A 23,357-nucleotide genomic window follows, 5' to 3' on the forward strand; every position below is an offset into this window, starting at 1 on the left:
GACCGGTTTATCCAGCCCTTGTTGGACGGTGGCCGCTCGTCGATACTCACCGACCATGAGCCTCAAGCCCAAAATCGCCCTGTTGTCCGTTTTTGTCAGCGCCGGGCTCCTGGTGGCGCCCGCCGCGCGGGCCGAGACCACCGCGGCCACTGTGGACCCGCGGCCGTCCACCGCCAAACTGGCCTTCGAACTGCACAAGCTGGCGGTGCTCAGCCACGGCAAGATCCGGGTGGACAGGATCGGCCGCAGCAACGAGGGCCGACCGGTGTGGGCGGCGAGGGTCGGCCACGGCAAGACGCGGATCCAGTACGTCACCCAGCAGCACGGCGACGAGCCGCTCGGCACCCCCGCCGCGCTCGAGTTCCTGCGCAAGGTCGGGGTCGAACACAGCCCGTGGGCGCGGAAGCTGCTGGCGAAGGTGACCGTCGACATCGTCGTGCGCGCCAACCCCGACGGGCACGAGCGCGACTGGCGCTACAACTACGCCCCGGACGCCACTCCCGAATACGGTGAGAAGGGCAAGGGATACGACATCAACCGCTACCACGACCCGGCCGTGGCGCCGAAGGACAATCCTGCCACCGAAGCGGGCCTGATCCAGCGGCGGAACGCGTCGTTCAAGCCGGACATCATGGTCGACTACCACATGCAGGGCCGTTACCGGGACGGAGGAGGCAAGGAGATCACGGCTTCCACGATGTGGCCCACGCATCCGGGCGTGAAACAGTCCGATGTGGACTTCGCGAAGCAGATCGCGGTCGTGGTGCGGCGGTCGATCGACGCGAACGGCGGCCATGTCTCGCAGTATCCCGGCGGTTCGTACCAGGGCATCGCGCGCAACGGGTACGGGCTGCTCGGCAACGGCAGCGTGCTGATCGAACTGAGCCTCATCCCGGAGCGGGAGCAGCAGCAGATCCAGGACGCGCTGGCCTCGATGGTCGCGATCGCGCAGTCCGCGGCCGACGGTTCGGTGCGGAAGGTGGACCCGGCCGACGCCGAATCGATCCCGCCGCGGGGTCCGGCGCTGCCGGGCACGGTCGAAGAGGCGCACGAAGCCGCCTGACGCGTGCAATGAAAGGTCCTTTCCTTGCGAATTTCGCAAGGAAAGGACCTTTCGTAGCGCTAGCGGACGGTGACCGACAGGCTCTTCGTGACCCCGTTGACGGTGACCGAAAGGCTCGCCGTCCCGGGCCGCAGCGCGGTCAGCACCCCGGTCGCCGGGTCGAACGACGCGACGTCCCACGGCATCGCGGGCAGGAACCCGCCGGCGACATGCGTGCCCCAGCCGCCCTTCCAGTCCGCGCTGACCGGGTACGAAACCGGAACCTGACGGGCTCCCTGCGTCACCACCGCCCGGATGTCCGCCTTCTCCCCGCGCGCCAGTGACGAGGGCCCGGACAGCGTCAGCGCGTCGACGTTCGGCCGGGTCTCGAACCGCACCGGCTGCGCCTTGTCCCCCGGCTCGAACCGGACCATCGTCCAGCCGACGAACCCGCCGTCACCCGGCGCCGCGGCGGGCGACTTCCCGGAGTTGCCGTTCACCAGATACGGCACGCCGTCGACGCGCGAAAGGTTGAAGACGCCCGCGTGCGAAGCGATCGCGGCCGCCTGCTTCCCGGATTCGCGTTCGAAGGCGGTCAGCCAGCCGGTCAGCATGGCGGCCTCCTTGCGGTCGGCCAGCTGCGAATTCCCGGCGGGGCTCGGATCCTTGACCGGATGGTGCATCGCGACGACCACGCCGCGGATCCGCCGGTCCGCCTTCGCCCCGTCCAGCGCCTCGCGCAGCATCCGGATCTGGTCGAACCCGCCCGCGCGCAGCGAACCGCGCGAGGAATCCATCAGCACCAGCCGGATCCCGGCGACGTCGGCGACGCGATGGGTCGCCCCGAACGCCGCCTGGAACTCCGCGAGCCCGTGCCCGCCGTCGGCTTCGTGGTTGCCCGGCACGTAGTACCACGGCGCCTTGCCGACGAGTTCCTCGTCGATGACCGACTTCGCCAGCACGAAATCGGCGGCCGTACCGCGGTCGACGAAGTCGCCGTTGATCAGCACGAGATCCGGTTTCGCCGCCACGGCCTCGCGCAGCGCGCGCCGGGCCTGGGCGACCAGCGGGCCGTCGGGCTGGTCGGCGGTGAACTGCGCGTCGCTGACCACGGCGATCCGCAGGCCACCGGTCGCCGCGCCGTCGGTGATCAGCGCCGGGTCACGCGGCGCCGGATCGGCGGGGACGGCGGCCTCGGGCGCGACCTCGAAGGTGAGGTCGTCGAAGACCAGCCGTCCTTCGTACTGCTGGGCAGGGACGTTCTCGACGGCGTAGAACTTCGTCAGCCGCTGCCCGTCGGGAAGGCCTGCCGGGATGGCCGCGCGCACGTAGCGCCAGCCCGTCCAGTCGACGCTCAGCGACAGGTCCACGACGGACGGGACGTTGGCGGCGTCACGGAGTTCCGCCCGCAGCCAAGCGCCCTTCGCGTCGCCGTTGACCCATAGGCCGACACGCTGGGTGCCGGGCGGCAACGCGATCGGCGCCGCCGAGTTGACGTAGGCCGCGCGCGTGGCGTTGGTCCCGTTCAGCCGGTAGTCCAGCGCGAGACCGCGTCCGCCGTCACGGCCGGGTACCTCGGAAAGCGCGGCGCCGACGACGGCCGGGAACACGCTGGCAGTCCAGCCCGCCGGGCCGTCCAGCGGCGCGGCCACCCGGGATTCCGTGCCGACGGACGCCGCCAGATGCGTCACCTTCCCGCCTGCGGTGGCGGTGATCGCCGAAGCGCCCGAGGCCTTCAACGCGGTGACCGCGAACCCGTCGCCGGACGGTTCGATCTTCACCACCGCGGGGTCGTAATCGAGTTTGACGTCGTCGGGCTCGATCCACGTGCCGTAACCGTCGGCGTCGTAGCCGAACACCTTGAACGTGCTCTTGGCGCCTTCGCCGGACAACGCGACCTGTTCGGTGCTCGTGCCAAGGCGTACCGGTGAACCGAGGACGTTCAGCGTGGTCTTGCCCCTGACGCCGCCGCGTTTCGCGTAGACGTCGACGTCCGCGGGCGCGTCCGGCCGGAGCCGGTCGGCGTGCGCGGTGAACACGCCGTCGGTCACGGTGCCGCGGAAGGGATTCGTACTGAGCCACTGGACGTGGGCGTCGACGGCGGCGCCGGTCTCGTCGTGACCGCCGGCGGCGAGTTTCCGCGTCAGCCCGGAAAGCACACGCGTCGCGTCGGCGGTGTCCTGCGCGGGACGGGGCGCGAATCCGGTCAGGCGTCCGCTTCCCGGCGTGGTCGTGACGCCGATCCCGTTGGGCACCAGGCGTTCCCCGCCGTCCGACGGCGAGTTGCGGATCAGCGGTGCCTTCTCGCCCTCCTCGCGGGCGAGCATGGTCGACGAGCCGCCGCCGTCGAGGTTGAGGGCGTCGTCCGCGCCGAGCGACTTCATGTGCCGGGCGAGTTCCAGTTCGGTCATGCCGCGGCTGTCCGCCTGGCGGCCGTCGACCGTCGCCAGCCACATCTTCGTGCCGTCGGCGGAGAACCCGACCGCCGTCCGGGGGTGCATGGCGACGTTGTCGACCGGCTGGACCGCGCCGTCACGCAGCAAGACCTTGTTCCCGCCGACCGAGACGGACAGCTTGCCCGCGTCGCTCTTCGGCGCGTACGCGACGCCCACCTTGTCACCGGGCTTCAAGCCGGACAACGAGTCCACACCGCCGTCACGGGCGAGCAGGATCGCCGCTCCCGCGGCGATCGGGCCGTCCGCGGGCAGCGGCCGCACCTGCGTGACGACGCCGTCCGAGATCTCGACCTCGACGACGCGCTGGGCCCCCGCGACCGAGGTCCGCCGCGAGGCCGCGCCCCACAACGGCGTATAGACGCCGATCGCGTCACCGCTCAGCACGGGGCTGTTGAAGTTCGACGCGGGCACGACCCGGCCGTCGGGCAGGGTGACCGACGCGTCGAGGAACACCTCCGCGAGCCGGGCCTTGCCTTCCTCGGTGATCGACGCGGTCAGGTTGTGGCCGCGCGCGGGGGCCGTCTGGAGCTTCCCGGCGTCGATGCCGACGCCGATCGGCGCTCCGGTGGCGTTGATGTCGAAGAAGTCCCCGTTGACCCCGGCGACCGCACCGGACCTGGCGACCTGGTGCGAGAGCGGCGTCCGCGCGGAAACCGTGCCGGGGCTGAGGTAAGACGGCTTGAGGGTCTTGCTGGTGAGATCGACGGCGAGGGTGTCGCCGCGGATCCAGCCCGCCGGGTCGTACCGGTCGAACTCGGTGAGACTCAGGCCCGGTGCCACGCGCGAAGTCGCGCTGGTGGTGACGAGACCGTCGTCGGGCGCGGCCACGGCGTACGCGGACGGCCCCTCCTTCGCCGACGAGGCCGCTGGGGCGGCTTCGACGGGCGCCGGACCGAGCGGAGCGGCCAAAGGATCGGCGTGCGCCGGTGCGGCGACGAACAATCCGGGCAGCAGGGCAGCGAGCAACAATAAGCGTGAATTTCTCACGAGATACCCCACGATCGAGTGACAGGCAGCACCGCTCAGCACAGCGGACGCGGACCGCCAGGAGAAGACCCCGGGGTGAACGTGAACCGAACGGCGTAGGGCGCGAAGGTCAGGGCGTGACCGGCCCGGCGAGGAAGGTCTTCGCCGCCGCGGCGTCACCGGTGATTTCGATGCCCGCCCCGTCGAACTCGATCCGTTGCCATAGCAGCAAATCCAGCCCTTCCGCGGTCCCTTCGACGACGGCACCCGCCGCTTCGGCGGGGTCTGCCCACCGAGAGCCGGGAACGTCGGTTTCACCCGGCGGTGTGATCAACCAGGCGTGTCCGGTATCGGAGGTCTTCAGCAGCAACGGGACGGTGACCGCCGGCGGGGTGTGCCAGCGTTTCACCTTCGGCAGCATGCCGAGGAGGACCTCGTCCACGCCGTCGGCGGCGAGGGACGGGTCCAGGGTGTATTCGGTCCCTGCCGCGCGGTGCGCGTCGAGCAGGTGCACCGCGGTCTCGTGGACCTGGCGGCGGAACCAGAAGGCCTTGGTCTTGGCGGCCGCGGTGAAGTTCCAGGCGCCGTCTTCGGGAGATGCCTCGCGCAGTGCCCCGATGAGGTCTGCCGCGCTTTCGCGGTACCAGGCGGCGAGGTCCGTGCCGGGTTCGTCCTCGAAGCTCTGCGGGCCGAGTTCGCCGGTGCGCACGATCCCGGCCGCCCAGCGGTGCACGTTGCCGAGGTGCACGACCAGGTCACGCAGGCGCCAATCACCGCAACACGGCACGGGCGCGGCTTGGTCCCCGGTGCTCGCGACCCGCGCGAAACCGGCGGTGAGTTCCCGCAGGCGCTCCAGGTACTCGTCCGGTGTCATCGAAACTCCCCGATTCGTGGACGGCACGGCGATACCGCGCCGTCCACGAGTGTGTCAGACCTCGGGGAACCAGAGCTTGAGCTCGCGCTCGGCCGACTCCGGGGAGTCCGAACCGTGCACCAGGTTGTACTGGGTCTCCAGTGCGAAGTCGCCGCGCAGGGTGCCGGGGGTGGCCTTCTCGACCGGGTCGGTGCCACCGGCGAGCTGACGGAAGGCGGCGATGGCGCGCGGGCCCTCGACGGCGATCGCGACCAGCGGGCCCGAGGTGATGAACTCGAGGAGGTCGCCGAAGAACGGGCGCTCCTTGTGCTCGGCGTAGTGCTCCTCGGCGACCGACCGCTCGACGGTGCGCAGTTCGAGGGCGGCGAGCTTCAGGCCCTTGCGCTCGATGCGAGCGATGACCTCGCCGACGAGGCCGCGCGCGACGCCATCGGGCTTGACGAGGACCAGCGTGCGTTCAGTCACGGCGGTATTTCTCCTTGGGTGGGATTCGTGCTATTCGCCCGGAGCCTACTGGGTGCTTCGCCGCTCACTTCACGTCGGACCAGGGAATGGCCTCGATGCGTTCGAGGTGCTCCTCGCCCCACTCCCCGAGTGCGACCATAGCGCTGTTGAGGGAATCCCCGAATCCGGTCAGCGAGTACTCCACCTTCGGCGGAACCTGGTGGTACACCTCGCGATGCAGCAGTCCGGTGGTCTCCATCTCGCGCAGTTGCAGGATCAGGACCCGCTCGCTGATGCCGGGCACAGCGCGCCTCAGCTCCCCGAACCGCAGCGGACCGTCCTGGAGCGCGAACAGGATGAGGCCTTTCCATTTGCCGCCCATGACGGCGATCGCGGCGTCGAGGCCGCAGGTGAACGTCCGGTTCTTGGTCATCGCTTCACATACCTTTTTGTCAGTACCCGGCAAAATAGTAGGTACTTGATCTAATGTACGCAACCGCCCAGCATGGAGCCATCCCGAAGATTTCCTTTGACTGGAGCGAAAAATGCCGAAGACGCCGGTGACCGTCGTGGGCCTCGGTTCGATGGGCTCGGCCCTGGCGGACGCCTTTCTGGCGGCCGGGCATCCGACCACCGTGTGGAACAGGACTGCCTCGAAGGCCGATCCCCTTGTCGCACGGGGAGCGACCCTGGCCGCGACGGCCGGGGACGCGGTGCGGGCGAGCCCGTTGACCATCGCCTGCCTGACGACCTACGAAGACACGCGCGCGGCCTTGGAGCCCGCTTCCCTGACCGGACGCGATTTGGTGACTTTGAACAGCGGCTCACCGGCGGGAGCGCGCCGGATGGCCGAATGGGCGAAGGAGTACGGCGCGCGATACCTCGACGGCGCGATCAAGAACGTGCCGTCTGCCGTCGGAGCGCCGGACACACTGCTGTACTACGGCGGCGACAAGGCCGTCTTCGACGAGCACCTGGATACGTTGCGGGTGCTGGGCGGCGACACCGTCCACCTCGGCGAAGAGACCGACCTCGCGGCGCTGTACGAAACGGCCGTCGGCGGCACCCTGCTGCCCGCGCTGGTCGGGTTCTTCCAGGGTGCCGCCGCGCTGCGGTCGCGCGGGCTCGAAGCCGCCACGCTCCTGCCCTACGCCACCAAATGGTTCGAGATGATCATTTCGGTGCTTCCGATGTACGCCAAGGAAATCGACAGCGGCGACTACTCGGATCCCGCGGCCTCGGTGGACATCTTCCACGCCGGCGCCGCCGCCGACCTCGAACTGGCCGAGGAAGGCGTCGACGTCGGCTGGCAGTCGCCGATGCACGACCTCGTGCGGCGGGCCGCCGAGGCCGGGCACGGCGACCGCAGCATCGCGGTCCTGACGGAACTGCTCAGCGTTGGGGCCGCAGGGTCTTCGACCACAGCGAAGCGCCCGTAGCGTCCCTCAGGTCGACCGTGAGCGCGCCGCTTCGTCCGTCGATGTTCACCTCGCCGAAGTGCTGGAAACCGTCTGCGGGCGAGGTGTTCGCGGCGGGCGGGGCGTGCACGAACACCGCTTCCGGCCCGAAGGTCGGGTCGAGGGTGTTCGGGCCGAACGCGCCGGCGTTGAGCGGGCCGGACACGAACTCCCAGAACGGATCGAAGTCGGAAAACGACGCGCGATCCGGCGAGTAGTGGTGCGCCGCGGTGTAGTGCACGTCGGCGGTCAGCCAGACGACGTTGCGCACCCGGCGCCGCGAGATCTCCCGCAGCACCCAGGCGAGTTCGGTCTCGCGGCCGCCGGGGGCGCCGGGCAAGCCGTTGGCGACGCCCTCGATGGCCTTGCCGTCCGGGACGGTGAGACCGATCGGGAGGTCGGCCTGGATGATCTTCCAGGTGGCGGTGCTGCGGTCGAGCGCGTCGACGAGCCATCGGGCCTGGCGGTCGCCGAGGACACGGCCGGGTTTAGTCTGGTCCGAGGTGTTGGCGTCCTTGTAGGTCCGCATGTCCAGCACGAAGACCTCGGCACGCGAGCCGTGCCGGAAGTTGCGGTAGACGCGGCCGTCGACGGCCTGGCGCCGGTCGATCGGGTGCCACTCGTGGAACGCCTGGAACGCGCGGGCGGCGAGCACGTCGACGCGTTTCTCGGTGTATTCAGGGCGGTCGTTGAGGATCTCCCCGGGGTACCAGTTGTTCACGACTTCGTGGTCGTCCCACTGGACATAGGCGGGCACGTTCGCGGTGAAGCGCTTGAGGTTCCCGTCGAGCAGGTTGTAGGCGAACTGGCCGCGGTACTCGTCGAGCGTCTCGGCGACCTTCGCCTTCTCCGGGGTGACGATGTTGCGCCACACACGCCCGCCGGGCAGCGCGACGGTCTCGGTGAGCGGCCCGTCGGCGTAGACCGTGTCTCCACAGTGGAGGAACAGATCGGGGCGGCGATCGGCCATCGCGCGGTAGATCGTCATACCGCCGAGTTCGGGGTTGATGCCCCAGTTCTGCCCGGCGACGTCGCCGGACCACAGCAGCCGGACGTCCGAGCGGCCGACCGGAGCGGTGGCGAAGCGGCCGGTGACGGCCTCGCTGCGAGTGCGGCCATCGAGGTCTTCGGCGGTGACGCGGTAGTGGACCTCGGTCCCCGGCAGGAGGCCCGCGATGCGGACCTTGCCGGTGCCGCCGGTCTCCGGGCTCATCACCGGGCCGAGCACGCGGCGCGCGTGCCGGAACGACGGATCCCTGGAGACCTCCACGATCAGCCGCGAAGGCCGGTCGGCGCGCGACCAGACGATGCCGGAACCGGTGGTGACGTCGCCCGACTGGACACCGTGGGTGAGCACCGGACGGTCACGGCGGAGCAGCGGGACGGGATTCGCGGTCGCGGTTCCGGGGAGGAGCAGGCCGCCCGCGACGGCTCCGGCGCCGGTGAGACCGGCTTTGAGCAGCGTGCGGCGGTTGTGGTGGGAAGCGGTCATGGCGCGGTTCTATCCCGCGGCCACGGCCGGTGGGCCAACAGCGGTTGACCTGGTGATGAACGAACGGACGGTAGCTGTTCCGGTGGTCTCCGCGACTCTATTCGGCTTGTCACCGAATGACGTCCTTCGCGTGTTCTGGGCGGCGAAGCAAGCTTTCGCAGCCTAAGAAGCGCTAAAGCTTGCTTCGCGCGGCGGCCGCTCCTTTAAAACCGGCCGTCTCCAGACGGCGACGCCGTTACTGCGGTTGCTGCTGGCTGGGCAGGGTCCCGGCCGCCATCCGCCGCGCCACGTCCCGCCGCAGCCACAGCAGCCACAGCCAGATCCCGAGGAAGATCACCCCGAGGATCGCCACGGCGGGAAGCGCGACGAAGAAGGCGATCAGCGCGACCTGCAACACCAGCACCGCGGGCACCGCCCAGGGCTTCTTCAGGAAACCGCACAGCACTATCAGCGCGACCGCGATGACGATCACCGACCAGCCGGTGAGCGAGCCGACGCCGCCGCCGAGTTTCGCCACCACCGGCAGCGCGAGCGCGACGGTGATGCCCTCCATGATCAGGGAACCGGCCATCACGCCACGGAATGACTTCATCGGGTCCTTGGCGGGCGGCTTCGGGGTTTCGTCGGTCACGCCGGCTCCTTACCGAACAGGGTCCTGGCCTCACCCGCGGTGACGATCGAGCCGGTGACCAGCACGCCGCCGCCCGCCAGGGGCTCCTCGGGGTCGTCGCTCTGCTCGACGAGGCCGATGGCGGTCTCGATCGCGGCGTCCAGGCTGGGCTCGGCCACGACACGGTCTTCGCCGAAGATCGAGATGGCGATGTCGTTGAGCTCGTCGAGCGGCATCGCGCGCGGGGACGAGTTCTTGGTGACGACGATCTCGGACACCACGGGTTCGAGGGCGTCCAGGATGCCGCGGGCGTCCTTCTCCGCCATCACGCCGACCACGGCGGCGAGGCGGCGGAAGGCGAACTCCTCGGCGACGGTGGTCGCGAGTGCCTTGGCGCCGTGCGGGTTGTGGGCGGCGTCGAGCAGCACGGTCGGCGCGGCGCGGACGCGCTCCAGCCTGCCGGGGGTCTCGACCTCGGCGAAGGCCTCGCGGACGGCTTCGATGACCAGTTGCTTGTCCTTGCCCGCGCCGAAGAACGCTTCGACGGCGGCCAGCGCGAGCGCGGCGTTGGCGGCCTGGTGCGCGCCGTGCAGCGGCAGGAAGATCTCGTCGTACACCCCGCCGAGACCCTGCAGTTTCAGCATCTGCCCGCCGACGGCGACCTCGCGCTCCAGCACGCCGAACTCGCTGCCCGCGCGGGCGACGCTCGCGTCGACCTCGACGGCGCGTTCCAGCAGGATCTTCTGCACTTCGGGGTCCTGCTCGGCGATGACCGCGACGCTGCCGGGTTTGATGATCCCGGCCTTCTCCACCGCGGCTTTGGCCGGAGAGCCGCCGAAGTACTCGACGTGGTCGACGCCGATCGGGGTGATGACCGCGACATCGCCGTCCACGACGTTGGTGGCGTCCCAAGAGCCGCCGAGCCCGGTCTCGATGACCGCGGCTTCGACGGGCGCGTCGGCGAAGGCCGCGAACGCCATGCCGGTGAGCACCTCGAACTTGCTCATCGGCACCGCGTCCTGGCCGCCGGCGTTGTCCACCATGTTCACGTACGGCGCGACGTCGCGGTACAGGTCGACGTACGCGGCGGCGGAGATGGGGGCGCCGTCGAGCGCGATCCGCTCGGTGACCAGCTGCAGATGCGGGCTCGTGTACCGGCCGACGCGCAGGCCCATGCGGGTCAGCAGCGCGTCGATCATCCGGGTGGTCGAGCCCTTGCCGTTGGTCCCGGCGACGTGCAGCACCGGATAACCGCGGTGCGGCTCGCCCATGAGGTTGACCAGGGCCGCGATGCGGGCGAGGGACGGCTCGATCTTGGTCTCGGGCCAGCGCTGGTTCAGTTCGGCCTCGACGGCGAGCAGTTCGCGGCGCGCCTGCTGCCCGTTGGGGTCGGACGGGGCGAATTCGTCGCCCTGGTCGTCCAGTTCGTGCAGTTCCACGTCCTCCGGGGCGACGAGGTCCGGCACGGGGCCGAGCGCGAGGTTGTCCCCCAGCTGCCCGATTCCGCCGATGCCGCCCCGTGAACCGCCGCCCGCCTGGTACGCGGCGTCGGGTGCGTCCAGATCCGGGTCGGTGTCGTCGGACGGATCGTGGGCGCGGGCCCCCAATTCGTCGACACCGGCGAAACTGTCCAGATCTGCCAGGTCCGGGGATTCCCTGAAATCTTCGGAATCCCGGCCGTCACCTCGCGGCACGAACTCTCCTCTTACCCTTGCTGCCTGTCGGACCGAGTCTACGTGCGGCTTTTCCTGGCACTCTCGACGCATGGGGTTCAACCACAACGACCACTACCACCCGCTGCTGCTCGACCAGCTGCCTCCCGGCCCCGGCGTGGCGCTGGACGTGGGCTGCGGCGGCGGGCGGTTCGCGCGGCGGCTCGCGGCGACCGGGATGCACGTCGAGGCGATCGACCGGTCCGGCCCGATGATCGAGCTCGCCAGTGCCGCCGGTTCCCCGGGGCCCGGCACGATTTCCTACCGGCAGGCCGACGTGGTCGCCGAAAAGCTGCCAGAGGCGGCGTACGACTTCATCTCCTGCCTCGCGTCGCTCCACCATGTGCCGTTCGACACGGTCACGAAGCTGCGTGACGCGCTGGTCCCGGGCGGTGTGCTGGCCGTGCTCGGCCTCGGCAGGCCCAGCACGTTCGCCGACTACGCGCGGGCCCTCGTGGCCTCCCCGGTCAACGCCGTGGCCAGGGTGATCGTGTACGCGGGCGACCGGCTGAACGGCGGGGTCGATCCGCTGCCGACGGCGCCGATCGCGGAGACCTTCCCGCCGATGAACCGGATCCGGCGCGACGCGGCCCGGCTGCTGCCGGGGAGCAAGGTCCGGAACCTGCTCTTCTACCGCTATCTCCTCGTCTATCGCAGGCCGGAAGACGATCACCCGATGTGACACCCCGAGCGGGTGAAACAGGCGCTCGACCACCCGATCGGCGGCGCCGACCCGGCCGGATCCGGTTCATTTTTGAGAGGCCATCCAGTCCGGAGATCGGGGTCCTCATGCGCTTCAGACGCGTCCTGTTCGCGGCCGTCTCGACCGTCGTCCTGCTGATCGCCTCCGCGACGGCGGCCACCGCCGCCACGCGGTCCTACCGGAATTACGTCGCGCTGGGTGATTCCTACACTTCCGGACCGCTCATCCCGCTCCCCCGCCTCGACCCGCTCTTCTGCGGCAAGTCGACGCAGAACTACCCGTCGATCCTCGCCGAGGCGCTGCGGGTCCGCTCCTTCACCGACATCAGCTGCGGCGGCGCCGACACCACCGACATGACGCAGCCGCAGAACGTGACCCTCGGCAGCAACCCGCCCCAGTTCAGCGCCCTGCGCGCGGATACCGACCTGGTCACGGTCGGTATCGGCGGCAACGACTACGGCGTCTTCGGCACGCTGGTCGGCACCTGCCCCTCGCTGCGCGCTGCCGATCCCACCGGGAACCCGTGCCAGGACAGGTTCACCGTCGGCGGTGTCGACAGCGTCAAGGCCAAGATCGCCGACACCGGCAAGAACGTCGAGAAGGTGCTGGCCGGGATCCACGCCCGCTCGCCGCGCGCCGACGTGCTCGTCGTCGGCTACCCGCGGATCGCGCCGGAATCCGGCTACTGCCCGAAGATCCTGCCCTTCGCCGAGGGCGACTACGCCTGGCTCAACGACGTCGAGAAGGCGTTGAACTCGGCGATCGAGAAGGCCGTCGCGGCCGACGGCAAGGCGACCTTCGTGGACACGTTCGGTCCGTCCGCCGGGCACGACGCCTGCGCGCCGAACGGCGCGGCGTGGATCAACGGGCAGCACACGAAGCTGCTCGCCGCGGCGGCTTACCACCCGTATCGCACCGGGATGGCGGGTGTGGCCGGAGTGGTCCTCCGTCACCTCCGCTGAGCCACCCCACGCGCAATGAAGGGGCCTTTCATCGCAAATTTTGCGATGAAAGGCCCCTTCATTGCAGTCGTCAGGAGGCGGGCAGCGTCGCCAACCGGGCGTTGATGCGCTCGATGTCCGCGACCGCGGTCTCCTTGCGGGCCCGGATCTTGCCGATCACCGGCTCCGGCGCCTTGTCGATGAAGGCCTGGTTGCCGAGCTTGGCCTCGGCCTGCGCCAGTTCCTTCTCCGCCGCGCCGAGGTCCTTCTGCAGGCGCTTGCGCTCGGCGGCGACGTCGATCGTGCCGGACAGGTCCAGTTCGACGGTGACGACACCGGCCGACAGCCCGACCTCGAGCGACGCGCTCGGCGCGAAGCCGTCTTCGGGCCGCGTGAGCCGGACCAGCGAGCGGATGGGCTCGTCGTGCCCGGTGATCTCGGCGAACCCGTCGCCGGACAGCCGCGCGGCCACCTTCTGGCTGGGCTTGAGGCCCTGGTCCGCGCGGAAGCGGCGGACCTCGGTGACCAGCTTCCGCACGTCCGCGATCCGCTTGTCCGCCACGGGATCGGCGTACGAGGCGTCGGCCACCGGCCACGGGGCGATCACCAGCGACTCGCGGCCGGTCAGCGCCGTCCACAGCTTCTCGGTGATGAACGGGATGAACGGGTGCAGCAGCTTCAGCACCGTGTCGAACACGTGCCCCAGCACCGCGCGCGTCGCCGTCACGCGGGCCTCGTCGCCCTGGAAGACCTGGACCTTCGACAGCTCCAGGTACCAGTCGCACAGCTCCGTCCAGGTGAACTGGTAGAGCGTGTCGGTGGCCTTCGCGAACTGGTAGTCCGCCAGGTACCCGGTGACCTCGTCGACGACGTTGCCGAGCCTGCCGAGGATCCAGCGGTCGGCCTCGGTGAGTTCGGTGGCCGGGGGCAGCGGGGCGTTCGCGTCCGCGCCGTTCATCATCGCGAACTTGGTGGCGTTCCAGAGCTTCGTGGTGAAGTTCCGGGAGCCCGCGACCCACTCCTCGCCGATCGGCACGTCGGTGCCCGGGTTGGCGCCCCGCGTGAGGGTGAAGCGCAGCGCGTCGGTGCCGTACTTGTCCATCCATTCGATGGGGTCGACACCGTTGCCCGCGGTCTTCGACATCTTCTTGCCGAACTGGTCGCGGACCATGCCGTGCAGCGCGATGGTCTTGAACGGCGCCTCGCCGGTGGCGTAGAGGCCGAACATCATCATCCGGACGACCCAGAAGAACAGGATGTCGTAGCCGGTGACCAGCACCGACGTCGGATAGAACTTGTTCAGGTCCGGGGTCTTCTCCGGCCAGCCGAGAGTGGAGAACGGCCACAGGCCCGACGAGAACCAGGTGTCGAGGACGTCCGGGTCCTGGGTCCAGCCCTCGCCCGAAGGCGGCTCCTCGTCCGGTCCGACGCAGACGACCTCGTCGTTCGGGCCGTACCAGACCGGGATGCGGTGGCCCCACCACAGCTGGCGCGAGATGCACCAGTCGTGCAGGTTGTCGACCCAGTCGAAGTAGCGCTTCTCCATCTCCGGCGGGTGGACGTTCACCCGGCCGTCGCGCACCGCGTCGCCGGCGGCCTTGGCGAGCGGGCCGACCTTGACGAACCACTGCAGCGAAAGCCGCGGCTCGATCGGCTCCTTCGACCGCTCGGAATGCCCGACGCTGTGCAGGTATGGACGCTTCTCCGCGACGATGCGGCCCTGCTCGCGCAGCTTCTCCCGCACCGCGACACGGGCTTCGAAACGGTCCATGCCGTCGAACTCGGTACCGGTGCCGTCGATGCGGCCCTGCTCGTCCATGATCGTGATCATCGGCAGGTCGTGGCGCTGGCCGATCTCGAAGTCGTTCGGGTCGTGCGCGGGGGTCACCTTGACCGCGCCGGTGCCGAACTCCGGGTCGACGTGCTTGTCCGCGACGATCGGGATCTTGCGCCCGGTCAGCGGCAGCTCGACCTCGGTGCCGATGAGGTGGGTGTAGCGCTCGTCGTCCGGGTGGACCGCGACGGCGGTGTCGCCGAGCATCGTCTCCATCCGGGTGGTGGCCACGACGATCGCGTTCTCGCCGTCGCCGTAGCGCATCGAGACGAGTTCGCCCTCGACCTCTTCGTGCTTCACCTCTGCGTCGGACAGCACCGACCGCAGCTCCGGCGACCAGTTGACCAGCCGCTCGGCGCGGTAGATCAGGCCGTCGTCGTAGAGCTTCTTGAAGATCGTGTTGACGGCCTTGGACAGGCCGTCGTCCATGGTGAACCGCTCACGGGTCCAGTCCACGCCCTCGCCGAGGCGCTTCATCTGGGCGAGGATCTTGCCGCCGTGCTCGTTCTTCCACTGCCAGACGCGCTCCACGAAGGCCTCACGGCCGAGCTCGCGGCGGCTGGTGCCCTCTGCGCGGAGCTGCTTCTCGACCAGCGCGTGGACCGCGATGCTCGCGTGGTCCATGCCCGGCAGGTACAGCGTCTCGTCGCCGAGCATGCGGTGGTAGCGGGTGATGGCGTCGATCAGGGTGTGCTCGAACGCGTGCCCGATGTGCAGCGAACCGGTCACGTTCGGGGGCGGGATGACTACCGTGAACGGCGGCTTGTCCGACGTGGGGTCTGCCGTGAAGTAGCCGGCGTCTATCCAACGCTGGTAGAGCGAGGCTTCTTCGTCGGCCGGGTTCCAGGTACCCGGAAGGTCGGTCTGCTGCTGCTGGGCGTTCTCGGTCACAGTTGACAAGTCTACGAACCCCCTCTATCGACTTCCTCACCGGCCGTAACGCCCGCCGTTCCCAGCCGATGAGGGGATGTCGTGACGCACTGGGGAGGGGCGGGCTCTTGGAAGACCGGCGGCTGGAGACGCATCCGGATCTGATGGATCCGGATTGGCGCGAGCACGCGGAAGTGGACGCCTGGCTCGGCGCGAAGAAGGACCTCAAGAAGCGGCGGAAACAGTCGTCGCGCCGCGGTTTCCGGGTGTCCGGCGGTCCCGTCCTCGTCCTGACGCTGATCGCGCTCGTAGTCGCGGCGGTCGTCGTGCACCGGGTACAGGGCCGCGGCGTCAACGACGTCCCCGGCTTCGGGCAGCCTCCGAAGGCTGTCCCAGTGTCCGGCGGGGTCGACCTGAACCGGCCTTATGACCGCACCCCCGCCGCGAACTGGCGCGAAGGCATTGCCGGGGTCATCGTGCCGCCGGGGCGGGCCGTCGGCGATTTCACCGCCGAGGAGGTCGACGCGGCGTACCGGACCGTGACGGAGGCCATCGCGGCCGCCCGGCTGGGTTCCAGGGCGCTGCAGTACGCGGACGGTTCGGAGCTGCTCCGCTTGCTGGCGCCGAACGAACGCGTCCGGCTCGAACCGGCGCTCACCAGCGCGCTCACCGTCGAAAAGGGCAAGTACCTCACCCTCATCGGCCCGAACCGCCTGCTGCAGGTGAGCCCGCGCATGACCGGCTTCCTGACGGCGAAGCCCGGCGAGAAGGGCGAACTGGTCGTTCACGCGAGCTACACGACCGCGTACGCCTTCGACGCGCATCCGGGCGAGGCCCGGTCGCCGTCGGACATCGTCCCGTTCGTCCGCGACGAACAGGACTACGTGATCCGCAAGGCGCCGCCGTTCGCCCAAGCCGACGCCGGGCTCAGTTTCGGCGAAGGCGCGCGCTATCACTCGAACATGGCGTGCGACGCGTCCAAGGCCGGCCTCCTCGCACCCCAGTACGCTGACAAGAGCAAACCCGTCGACGGAGCGCCCGTGGTCGACGAAGTGGACACCTACGACCCGACGAAACCCCTCCCATCGACGGGTAACTGCGGGTAGCGGCCGACACGGGGGAAGAGGACGAGATGGACGAAGAGGACCGGCGGATCGAGACCCACCCGGACCTGGTCGACCCGAACTGGCAGAAGCACGCAGAGCTGGACGCCTGGCTGGGTGCGAAGAAGGAACTCAAGAAGAAGCGCCGCAAGCAGCGCAAGGCGGCCGCGGCCTCCGGTGGCGGCTACTCCGCGCCGGGGACGAGCCGGTGGCCGGGCATCGCCGCGATCGTCGGCCTGATCGTGCTGGTCGTGGCCGCGGTGACGGTGAACGCGGTGCAGGAGCGCGGCGTCAACGAGACACCGTGGTTCCCGCTGGACGAATCGCAGATCACCCGGCTCGCCACCGACGCCTGACCCCTCGGTCGCGCGCGGGAGCGGCAAGGCGCACGATGGGGTCATGACCCGCGAAGCACCCGCGAACGACGTTGACGAGACACAGCTCGAGGTCGGGAAACCGAAGAGCTGGGCGGCCGGGATCCCCGGGGTCGCCGTCTCCCTGATGCGCGGCATGGAACAGATGGGCGCCGCGCGCACGGTGAAGACGCTGCGCCTGCTGAACCAGCGCGACGGCTTCGACTGTCCCGGTTGCGCCTGGCCGGAGCCGCGCGAGGTCGACGGCGAGCACCGCAAACTCGCGGAGTTCTGCGAGAACGGTGCGAAGGCCGTCGCCGAGGAGGCGACGAAGCGCCGCGTCGGCCGCGAGTTCTTCGCCGCGCACTCCATTCAGGAACTGGCCGGGAAGACGGACTACTGGCTCGGCCAGCAGGGCCGCATCACCGAGCCGTTCGTGCTGCGCGAAGGCGCGACGCATTACGAGCCGATCTCCTGGGACGACGCGTTCACGCTGGTCGCGGACGAGCTTCGCGCGCTGCAGGACCCGAACGAGGCGATCTTCTACACCTCCGGCCGCACCAGCAACGAGGCCGCGTTCCTCTACCAGCTGCTCGTGCGCTCCTTCGGCACCAACAACCTCCCCGACTGCTCCAACATGTGCCACGAGTCCTCCGGAGCGGCCCTCGCGGCCACGACCGGGATCGGCAAGGGCTCGGTGTCGCTCGCCGACATCCACAAGGCGGACCTGATCGTGGTGGTCGGCCAGAACCCGGGCACCAACCATCCGCGCATGCTGTCCGCGCTGGAGGAGGCCAAGGGCAACGGCGCGAAGATCATGGCGGTCAACCCGCTGCCCGAAGCCGGTCTGATGCGGTTCAAGAACCCGCAGAACGTCCGCGGCGTGGTCGGCAAGGGCACCCCGCTGGCCGACGAGTTCGCGCAGATCCGGCTCGGCGGCGACCTCGCGCTGTTCCAGGCGATCGGTCATCTGCTGCTGAAGTGGGAAGAGGAGACTCCCGGCACGATCGTCGACCGCGCGTTCGTCGAGTCGTCCACCGAGGGGTTCGAGGACTACGCGAAGCATCTGCGGGAGATCGACTGGACCGAGGTCGGCGCCGCGACCGGGCTGCCGCGGGAGCAGATCGAGCGGCTGGCACGGATGATCGCGACGTCGAAGCGGACCATCTACTGCTGGGCGATGGGCCTGACCCAGCACAAGCACGCGGTGCAGACGATCTCCGAGATCGCGAACCTGGCGCTGGTGCGCGGCATGATCGGCGAACCGGGCGCGGGCCTGTGCCCGGTGCGCGGGCACTCCAACGTCCAGGGCGACCGGACGATGGGCATCTGGGAGAAGATGCCCGAGTCCTTTATGGACAGTCTTGACGCCGAGTTCGGCATCAAGGTGCCGCGGGAGCACGGCCACGACACCGTCGCCGCGATCCGCGCGATGCGGGACGGCAAGGGCAAGGTCTTCTTCGCCGTCGGCGGCAACTTCGCGTCCGCCACCCCGGACACGGAGCTGACCGAGAAGGCGCTCAAGTCGTGCTCCCTGACCGCGCACGTGTCGACGAAGCTCAATCGCTCGCACGTCGTCCCGGGCAAGACCGCGTTGATCCTGCCCACCCTCGGCCGCACGGAACGCGATGTCCAGGCCGGCGGCGAGCAGTTCGTCACCGTCGAGGACTCGATGTCGCAGGTGCACACCTCACGCGGCAGGCTGGCCCCGGCCAGTGAGCACCTGCTCTCCGAAGTCGCGATCATCTGTCATCTCGCGGAAGCCCTGCTCGGTGCCGGGCACGCGGTGCCGTGGCGGGACTTCCACGCCGACTACGACCTCATCCGCGACCGGATCGCCCGCGTCGTCCCCGGCTGCCATGACTACAACGCCCGGGTGCGCGAGCCCGACGGGTTCGTCCTCCCGCACGCGCCGCGCGATTCCCGGCAGTTCAACGGAACCGCGAACGGCAAGGCGAACTTCACCGTCTCCGAACTCGAATACCCCGAGGTGCCCGAAGGCAGGCTGCTGCTGCAGACGATGCGCAGCCACGACCAGTACAACACCACCATCTACGGCCTTTCCGACCGTTACCGCGGCATCGAGGACGCGCGGCGCGTGGTGCTCGTGAACCCCGAGGACCTGGTCTCGCTCGGGCTCGCCGACGGCGCGATGGTCGACCTGGTCTCGGAATGGCGGGACGGCGACCGCCGGGCCCCGCGGTTCAGGGTGGTCTCCTATCCGACGGCGAAGGGCTGCGCGGCGGCGTACTTCCCCGAGGCGAACGCGTTGGTGCCGCTGGATTCGGTGGCGGACAAGTCGAACACCCCGGTGTCGAAGGCGATCGTGGTGCGGCTGGAGCCGGTGACCGCACCTTAGGCTGCCCGGTCGGCGGTGTCGGGCGGGCTTGGCCGGGGTCCACCGTGAAGTGGCCAACCCACTTCGCGGAAAGGCCCCGCGCCGCCGGAGATCCTGTCGTTCGCGCGGCACATCGATCTCGAGTGCTACGCCCTGCGCGTCCTCGGCATCCCCACCATCCCGTTCCCGCTGACGCTGGGCCATCTCAATCCGGTGCCGGCCGAGCGGCCGAAGGTGGACGTCAGCACCGGCCCGAGCGTCGTCGGACCGGTCACGCTGAAACTGACCCACCTGAACCCGGTGCTGGCACGGCTTCCCGGCGAAGAGGTCGTCATCACCGAACCGTCCAGGTGGGCCTTCCGGTGGCGAAGAACGGCAAGGTCCCGCCGGGGGAATGAGCTCGCTCAGTTGATGCACCCGGTGTCGTCGGAGGTGATGGGCTCGTCGGTCCGGACCCCGGCCGCCCCGCCACCCGAAGACACGCCCGGTCCCTTGTAGACCTGGCCGAGGACGACCTGGACATGGCCCGCCGGAACGGAATCGGCCTTCTGGGTTTCCAGCCCGCCGAGCAGCTTCGCGATCTCCGTGGCGGGCCCGGACGCGTCGCTGAACCGGACGACGGAGGTCCGTCGTCCGGTGTCGGCCGTCGCCTCGCCCTTGCCGAATCCCTTCTCCGCCAGGAGATCCGAGACGCGAGCGGCCAGGCCGTCCTTGCCGCTCGCGTTGACGACGTCGACCTTGGGGCCGGCGGGCGCCTGCGGCGTCGTGGGCTGGGCACCGATCAGGGACGCGGCGAAGGCCCGCACCTGGGCGGGGTCCACCTGCACGGCGGTCGCGGTCGGTTGCCTGGGGTTGTAGCGGTAGTCGGGGTTGACCACGGGAATCGTGTCGAAGGCGATGCCGCCGCCGGTGACGCCTCGCATCTGCCGGACGAAGTCGAGCAGGTCCCACGAGCCGTCGAGCACGACCGAACGTTTCACCGCGTCGATCAGTTCGGAGAGACGGGCCGGGTTGGCGAGCGTCCCGGCGGAGAGCACCTGCTTCGCCAGCCCGGCGAGGAACACCTGCTGACGGCGGACGCGGTCGAGGTCGCTGCGGGGCAGATCCTCGCGCTGGCGGACGAAGGCGAGCGCGTCAGCGCCCTGGATCGTCTGCTTGCCCGCCTTGAAGTTCGCACCGGACTTGATGTCCTTGGTGTCCCGCTTCAGGCACACCTCGACGCCGCCGACGGCCTTGCTGATGTCGTAGAAACTCTGCAGGTTGACCTCGGCGAAGTGATCGATCTTGACTCCGGTGAGGTCCTCGACCGCCTTCAAGGTCGCCTTCCGCGCGGCCGTGATCGCCACCTTGTCGATCTCCGCCTTGTCGGTCTTGCCCGCCTCGCGCTGCGCACTCGCCGAGGCGAACTTGGCGTGACCGAAGATCCCGTTGATCTTGGTCTTGTCCTTCGTCCCCGGCTCCGCGACCCAAGAGTCGCGCGGGATGGAGAAGGCCTTCACCGCCTTCTGGCCGTTGGGGATGCGGAGCACGATGAGCGTGTCGGTCAGGTCGTCGCCGTTCGCACCCACGCGCAGTTCACGCAGCATCTCCGGGGACAGCGGGTTGCCGTGCTCGTCGGTCCGCGAATCGCGCCCGACCAGCAGGATGTCCAGCGAACCGTCGGCGGGCTGTTCCCCCGGGTCCGGCGCTTCGATCACGTCTTCGCGGGTCACGCCGTCCAGCGACTCCAGCGTCGTGTATCCGTACGCGGTCCCGCCGAACACCGCCACCGCGAGCGCGGCGATCAGGACCTTCCCCAGCTTGTGCACGTTCCTTGGACGCGCGGGAGGCCGTCAGTGCTGCATGAGTGATCCAGTTCACATCCGCAGATGCGACGCGCCGTTCAGGTCGAGGATCGCGCCGGACGCCCACGCGGCCTCGGCGGAAGCGAGGTAGACCACCGCCGCCGCGACCTCCTCCGGCGTGCCGACCCGGCCGAACGGGCTCTCGCCGCTCGCGCCTTCGACCTTCGCCGCGACCCGGTCCGTCGCGGTGAAACCGGGCGCGACCGAGGTCACCGCGATCCCGTGCGGGGCGAGGGCGACGGCGAGCGACTGCCCGAGCGAGTGCAGCGCGGCCTTGCTCGCGCCGTACGCCGGGAACTCGGGCTCGCCCTTGAAGGCGCCCCGCGAGCCGATGTTGACCACCCTGCCTGCCTCTGCGCGCTCGATCATGTGCCGGGTCACGCAGTAGGTCACGTTCGCGGTGCCGAGCACGTTGACGTCGAGCATCCGCCGCCAGGCCCGCTGCCAGTCCTCATAGGACACTTCCGCGAGGGGATGGGCGACCGCCGCGGACGGCGCGAAGGCGGCGTTGTTCACCAGGACATCGACGCCGTCCACCAGCGCCTCCGCCTCGTCGGCGACCCGCTGCGCCACTTCGGGATCCGAGAGGTCGCCCTGGACCAGCCCGTGGCCGGAACCGCGCAGCTCGCCGAGGGTCCGCTTGGCATCCTCCCGCTTCGAGGCGTAGTGGACGGCGACTCGGTCGCCCTTTTCCGCGAAGGCCCGCGCGATCGCCCGGCCGATACCGCGCGACGCCCCGGTCACCAGAGCTCCCACGAGCAGACCTTAGCCGCCGAAGAGCTGGACGACCTTCCGGAACAGTTCGTAGACGCCGTAGGCGAACGGAACCGCGACCCACAACCAGGCGAAGACCATCAGTCCGGTGCGGCGGCGTTCGGGGGCCTGTCCGGTCATCGGGCCTCACTCCTCGCGGGCTCGCCGGACGACGCCGGCTCGTGGTACTTCGGCTTGACCGGGCGCACCAGTTCGTTGGCCACGAAGCCGACGACCAGCAGGCCGATCATGATGAACAGCGACGTCGTGTAGAGGTCGGGGCCGACCTTGCCCGCCGCCTTCTGGCTGTCGGAGATGGCGTTGACGATGAGCGGCCCGAGCACCCCCGCCATCGACCACGCGGTCAGCAGCCTGCCGTGGATCGCGCCCACCTGGTAGGTGCCGAAGAGGTCCTTCAGGTACGCGGGCACGGTCGCGAAGCCGCCGCCGTAGAACGACAGGATCAGCATGGCGCACAGGACGAACACGAGCTTCGACGCGTTGGTGGTCAGCGCGATCACCAGGTACAGCAGCGCGCCGGCACCGAGGTAGAGCCGATAGATGTTCTTGCGCCCCACCAGATCCGAAGTGGACGACCAGACGAACCGGCCGAGCATGTTGGTCAGCGAGAGCAACGCGACGAACCCGGCCGCGGCGGCGGTGCCGACCGGTGTCGAGGTCTCGCGGAAGAAGTCCGCGATCATCGGCGACGCCTTCTCCAGGATGCCGATACCCGCGGTCACGTTGAAGCACAGGACCACCCAGAGCAGCCAGAACTGCGGCGTCCTGAGGGCGTTGCGCGCCGACACGTTCGCGGTGGTGATCATCGCGTTGCCGTGGTCGGTCTTCGGTTCCCAGCCGGACGGCTTCCAGCCGTCGGCGGGAACCCGGACCAGCAGGATGCCGAGGGTCATGAAGACCGCGTAGACCAGGCCGTGCACGAGGAAGGCCGTCGCGACGGTTCCGACCGACCACGGCGCCGCGCCCAGCATCTGCGAGGACCACGGGGAGGCGATCAGCGCACCACCGCCGAAGCCCATGATCGCGATCCCGGTCGCCATCCCCGGCCGGTCCGGGAACCATTTGATCAGCGTCGACACCGGCGAGATGTAGCCGATGCCGAGCCCGATGCCGCCGATCCCGCCCCAGCCGAGGACGACGAGCCAGTACTGCGACGTCGCCACGCCGAGCGCGGAAAGCAGGAAACCCGAGCTGAAACAGACCATCGAGACGAACATCGCCCAGCGCGGCCCGTTGCGTTCGACCAGCGTCCCGCCGAACGCGGCCGACAGCCCGAGCATCACGATGCCGAGCTGGAACGGCAGAGCGCTTTCCGTTCCGCTGAGCCCGAGGGTCTTCTCCAACGGCGGTTTGAAGACGCTCCACGCGTACGCCTGCCCGATCGACAAGTGGACGGCCAGCGCGGCGGGCGGCACCAGCCAGCGGCTCCAGCCCGGCGATGCGACGATGCGGGAACGGTCCAGGAAGCCGACAGCCATCCGGCGCCTCCGTACTCTGAGGATGTGCACTGGGAATGTATTACTTAATTCCCGACGTTGCAGTAC

General features: G+C 69.5%; 19 protein-coding genes. 7 read left to right on the plus strand and 12 right to left on the minus strand.

Annotation, left to right across the window (positions count from 1 at the left end):
• The first annotated feature begins 55 nt into the window (after positions 1-55).
• Positions 56-1,063, plus strand: a complete 1,008-nt coding sequence (locus tag AC069H_RS11350) for a M14 family zinc carboxypeptidase (protein ID WP_478227658.1) — start codon at positions 56-58, stop codon at positions 1,061-1,063.
• 59 nt (positions 1,064-1,122) lie between these two features.
• Here AC069H_RS11350 and AC069H_RS11355 read toward each other — a convergent pair whose 3' ends face one another.
• The 4 genes from AC069H_RS11355 to AC069H_RS11370 form a co-directional block, all read right to left on the minus strand.
• A complete protein-coding gene (locus tag AC069H_RS11355; RefSeq protein ID WP_478232165.1) occupies positions 1,123-4,467 on the minus strand; it encodes a phosphodiester glycosidase family protein in 3,345 nt (1,114 codons plus the stop codon).
• A 127-nt stretch (positions 4,468-4,594) separates the two neighbouring features.
• Positions 4,595-5,338: a maleylpyruvate isomerase family mycothiol-dependent enzyme gene (locus AC069H_RS11360; RefSeq protein WP_478227656.1), complete on the minus strand. Its 744-nt coding sequence runs from the start codon at positions 5,336-5,338 to the stop codon at positions 4,595-4,597.
• A 54-nt stretch (positions 5,339-5,392) separates the two neighbouring features.
• Positions 5,393-5,803 carry a nucleoside-diphosphate kinase gene (ndk, locus tag AC069H_RS11365; RefSeq protein ID WP_005158515.1) on the minus strand — a complete coding sequence of 137 codons (411 nt, stop codon included), beginning with the start codon at positions 5,801-5,803 and terminating at the stop codon, positions 5,393-5,395.
• Between the two features lie 64 nt (positions 5,804-5,867).
• The gene (locus tag AC069H_RS11370; RefSeq protein WP_478232166.1) at positions 5,868-6,215 is read right to left on the minus strand and encodes a winged helix-turn-helix transcriptional regulator; all 348 of its coding nucleotides are present in this window, start codon (positions 6,213-6,215) and stop codon (positions 5,868-5,870) included.
• Positions 6,216-6,327: 112 nt separating this feature from the next.
• On the opposite strand from AC069H_RS11370, the gene AC069H_RS11375 reads away from it, so the two are divergent.
• Positions 6,328-7,221 (plus strand): NAD(P)-dependent oxidoreductase, encoded by an 894-nt coding sequence (locus AC069H_RS11375; protein WP_478232167.1) that lies wholly within the window; start codon positions 6,328-6,330, stop codon positions 7,219-7,221.
• Here the strand turns inward: AC069H_RS11375 and AC069H_RS11380 are convergent.
• The 3 genes from AC069H_RS11380 to folC form a co-directional block, all read right to left on the minus strand.
• A complete protein-coding gene (locus AC069H_RS11380; RefSeq protein ID WP_478232168.1) occupies positions 7,175-8,731 on the minus strand; it encodes an alkaline phosphatase D family protein in 1,557 nt (518 codons plus the stop codon). The two genes, AC069H_RS11375 and AC069H_RS11380, sit on opposite strands and share 47 nt — an antisense overlap.
• Positions 8,732-8,966: 235 nt before the next feature.
• A complete protein-coding gene (locus tag AC069H_RS11385) occupies positions 8,967-9,362 on the minus strand; it encodes a DUF4233 domain-containing protein (protein WP_007034768.1) in 396 nt (131 codons plus the stop codon).
• Positions 9,359-11,035: a bifunctional tetrahydrofolate synthase/dihydrofolate synthase gene (folC, locus tag AC069H_RS11390; RefSeq protein ID WP_478227653.1), complete on the minus strand. Its 1,677-nt coding sequence runs from the start codon at positions 11,033-11,035 to the stop codon at positions 9,359-9,361. The genes AC069H_RS11385 and folC overlap by 4 nt, the downstream gene beginning before the upstream one ends.
• A gap of 70 nt (positions 11,036-11,105) precedes the next feature.
• On the opposite strand from folC, the gene AC069H_RS11395 reads away from it, so the two are divergent.
• The gene (locus tag AC069H_RS11395) at positions 11,106-11,735 is read left to right on the plus strand and encodes a class I SAM-dependent methyltransferase (RefSeq protein ID WP_340685508.1); all 630 of its coding nucleotides are present in this window, start codon (positions 11,106-11,108) and stop codon (positions 11,733-11,735) included.
• A 107-nt stretch (positions 11,736-11,842) separates the two neighbouring features.
• Positions 11,843-12,718: an SGNH/GDSL hydrolase family protein gene (locus AC069H_RS11400; RefSeq protein ID WP_478232169.1), complete on the plus strand. Its 876-nt coding sequence runs from the start codon at positions 11,843-11,845 to the stop codon at positions 12,716-12,718.
• A gap of 70 nt (positions 12,719-12,788) precedes the next feature.
• Here AC069H_RS11400 and AC069H_RS11405 read toward each other — a convergent pair whose 3' ends face one another.
• Positions 12,789-15,422 (minus strand): valine--tRNA ligase, encoded by a 2,634-nt coding sequence (locus tag AC069H_RS11405; RefSeq protein ID WP_478232170.1) that lies wholly within the window; start codon positions 15,420-15,422, stop codon positions 12,789-12,791.
• A gap of 107 nt (positions 15,423-15,529) precedes the next feature.
• Between AC069H_RS11405 and AC069H_RS11410 the strand changes: the two genes are divergently transcribed.
• Genes AC069H_RS11410 through AC069H_RS11420 form a run of 3 tightly spaced genes read left to right on the plus strand, consistent with a single transcriptional unit; the run spans position 15,530 to position 19,216 of the window.
• Positions 15,530-16,507 (plus strand): hypothetical protein, encoded by a 978-nt coding sequence (locus tag AC069H_RS11410; protein WP_478232171.1) that lies wholly within the window; start codon positions 15,530-15,532, stop codon positions 16,505-16,507.
• A 26-nt stretch (positions 16,508-16,533) separates the two neighbouring features.
• A complete protein-coding gene (locus tag AC069H_RS11415) occupies positions 16,534-16,860 on the plus strand; it encodes a hypothetical protein (protein ID WP_478227649.1) in 327 nt (108 codons plus the stop codon).
• Between the two features lie 43 nt (positions 16,861-16,903).
• On the plus strand, positions 16,904-19,216 hold the full coding sequence (locus AC069H_RS11420; protein WP_478227648.1) for an FdhF/YdeP family oxidoreductase: 2,313 nt from the start codon (positions 16,904-16,906) through the stop codon (positions 19,214-19,216).
• A gap of 383 nt (positions 19,217-19,599) precedes the next feature.
• Here the strand turns inward: AC069H_RS11420 and AC069H_RS11425 are convergent, their stop codons facing one another.
• From AC069H_RS11425 to AC069H_RS11440, 4 genes are read right to left on the minus strand one after another with little or no spacing between them, the layout of a single operon-like run.
• Complete coding sequence (locus tag AC069H_RS11425) at positions 19,600-21,003, minus strand: LCP family protein (protein ID WP_478232172.1); 1,404 nt, start codon at positions 21,001-21,003, stop codon at positions 19,600-19,602.
• A 48-nt stretch (positions 21,004-21,051) separates the two neighbouring features.
• Positions 21,052-21,795 carry an SDR family NAD(P)-dependent oxidoreductase gene (locus AC069H_RS11430; protein ID WP_478232173.1) on the minus strand — a complete coding sequence of 248 codons (744 nt, stop codon included), beginning with the start codon at positions 21,793-21,795 and terminating at the stop codon, positions 21,052-21,054.
• A 9-nt stretch (positions 21,796-21,804) separates the two neighbouring features.
• Positions 21,805-21,933, minus strand: a complete 129-nt coding sequence (locus tag AC069H_RS11435; protein WP_340685516.1) for an MFS transporter small subunit — start codon at positions 21,931-21,933, stop codon at positions 21,805-21,807.
• On the minus strand, positions 21,930-23,291 hold the full coding sequence (locus AC069H_RS11440; RefSeq protein WP_478227645.1) for an L-lactate MFS transporter: 1,362 nt from the start codon (positions 23,289-23,291) through the stop codon (positions 21,930-21,932). The genes AC069H_RS11435 and AC069H_RS11440 overlap by 4 nt, the downstream gene beginning before the upstream one ends.
• Positions 23,292-23,357: the final 66 nt, after the last annotated feature.

The sequence above is a fragment of the Amycolatopsis sp. NPDC043887 genome (genome assembly GCF_056435665.1).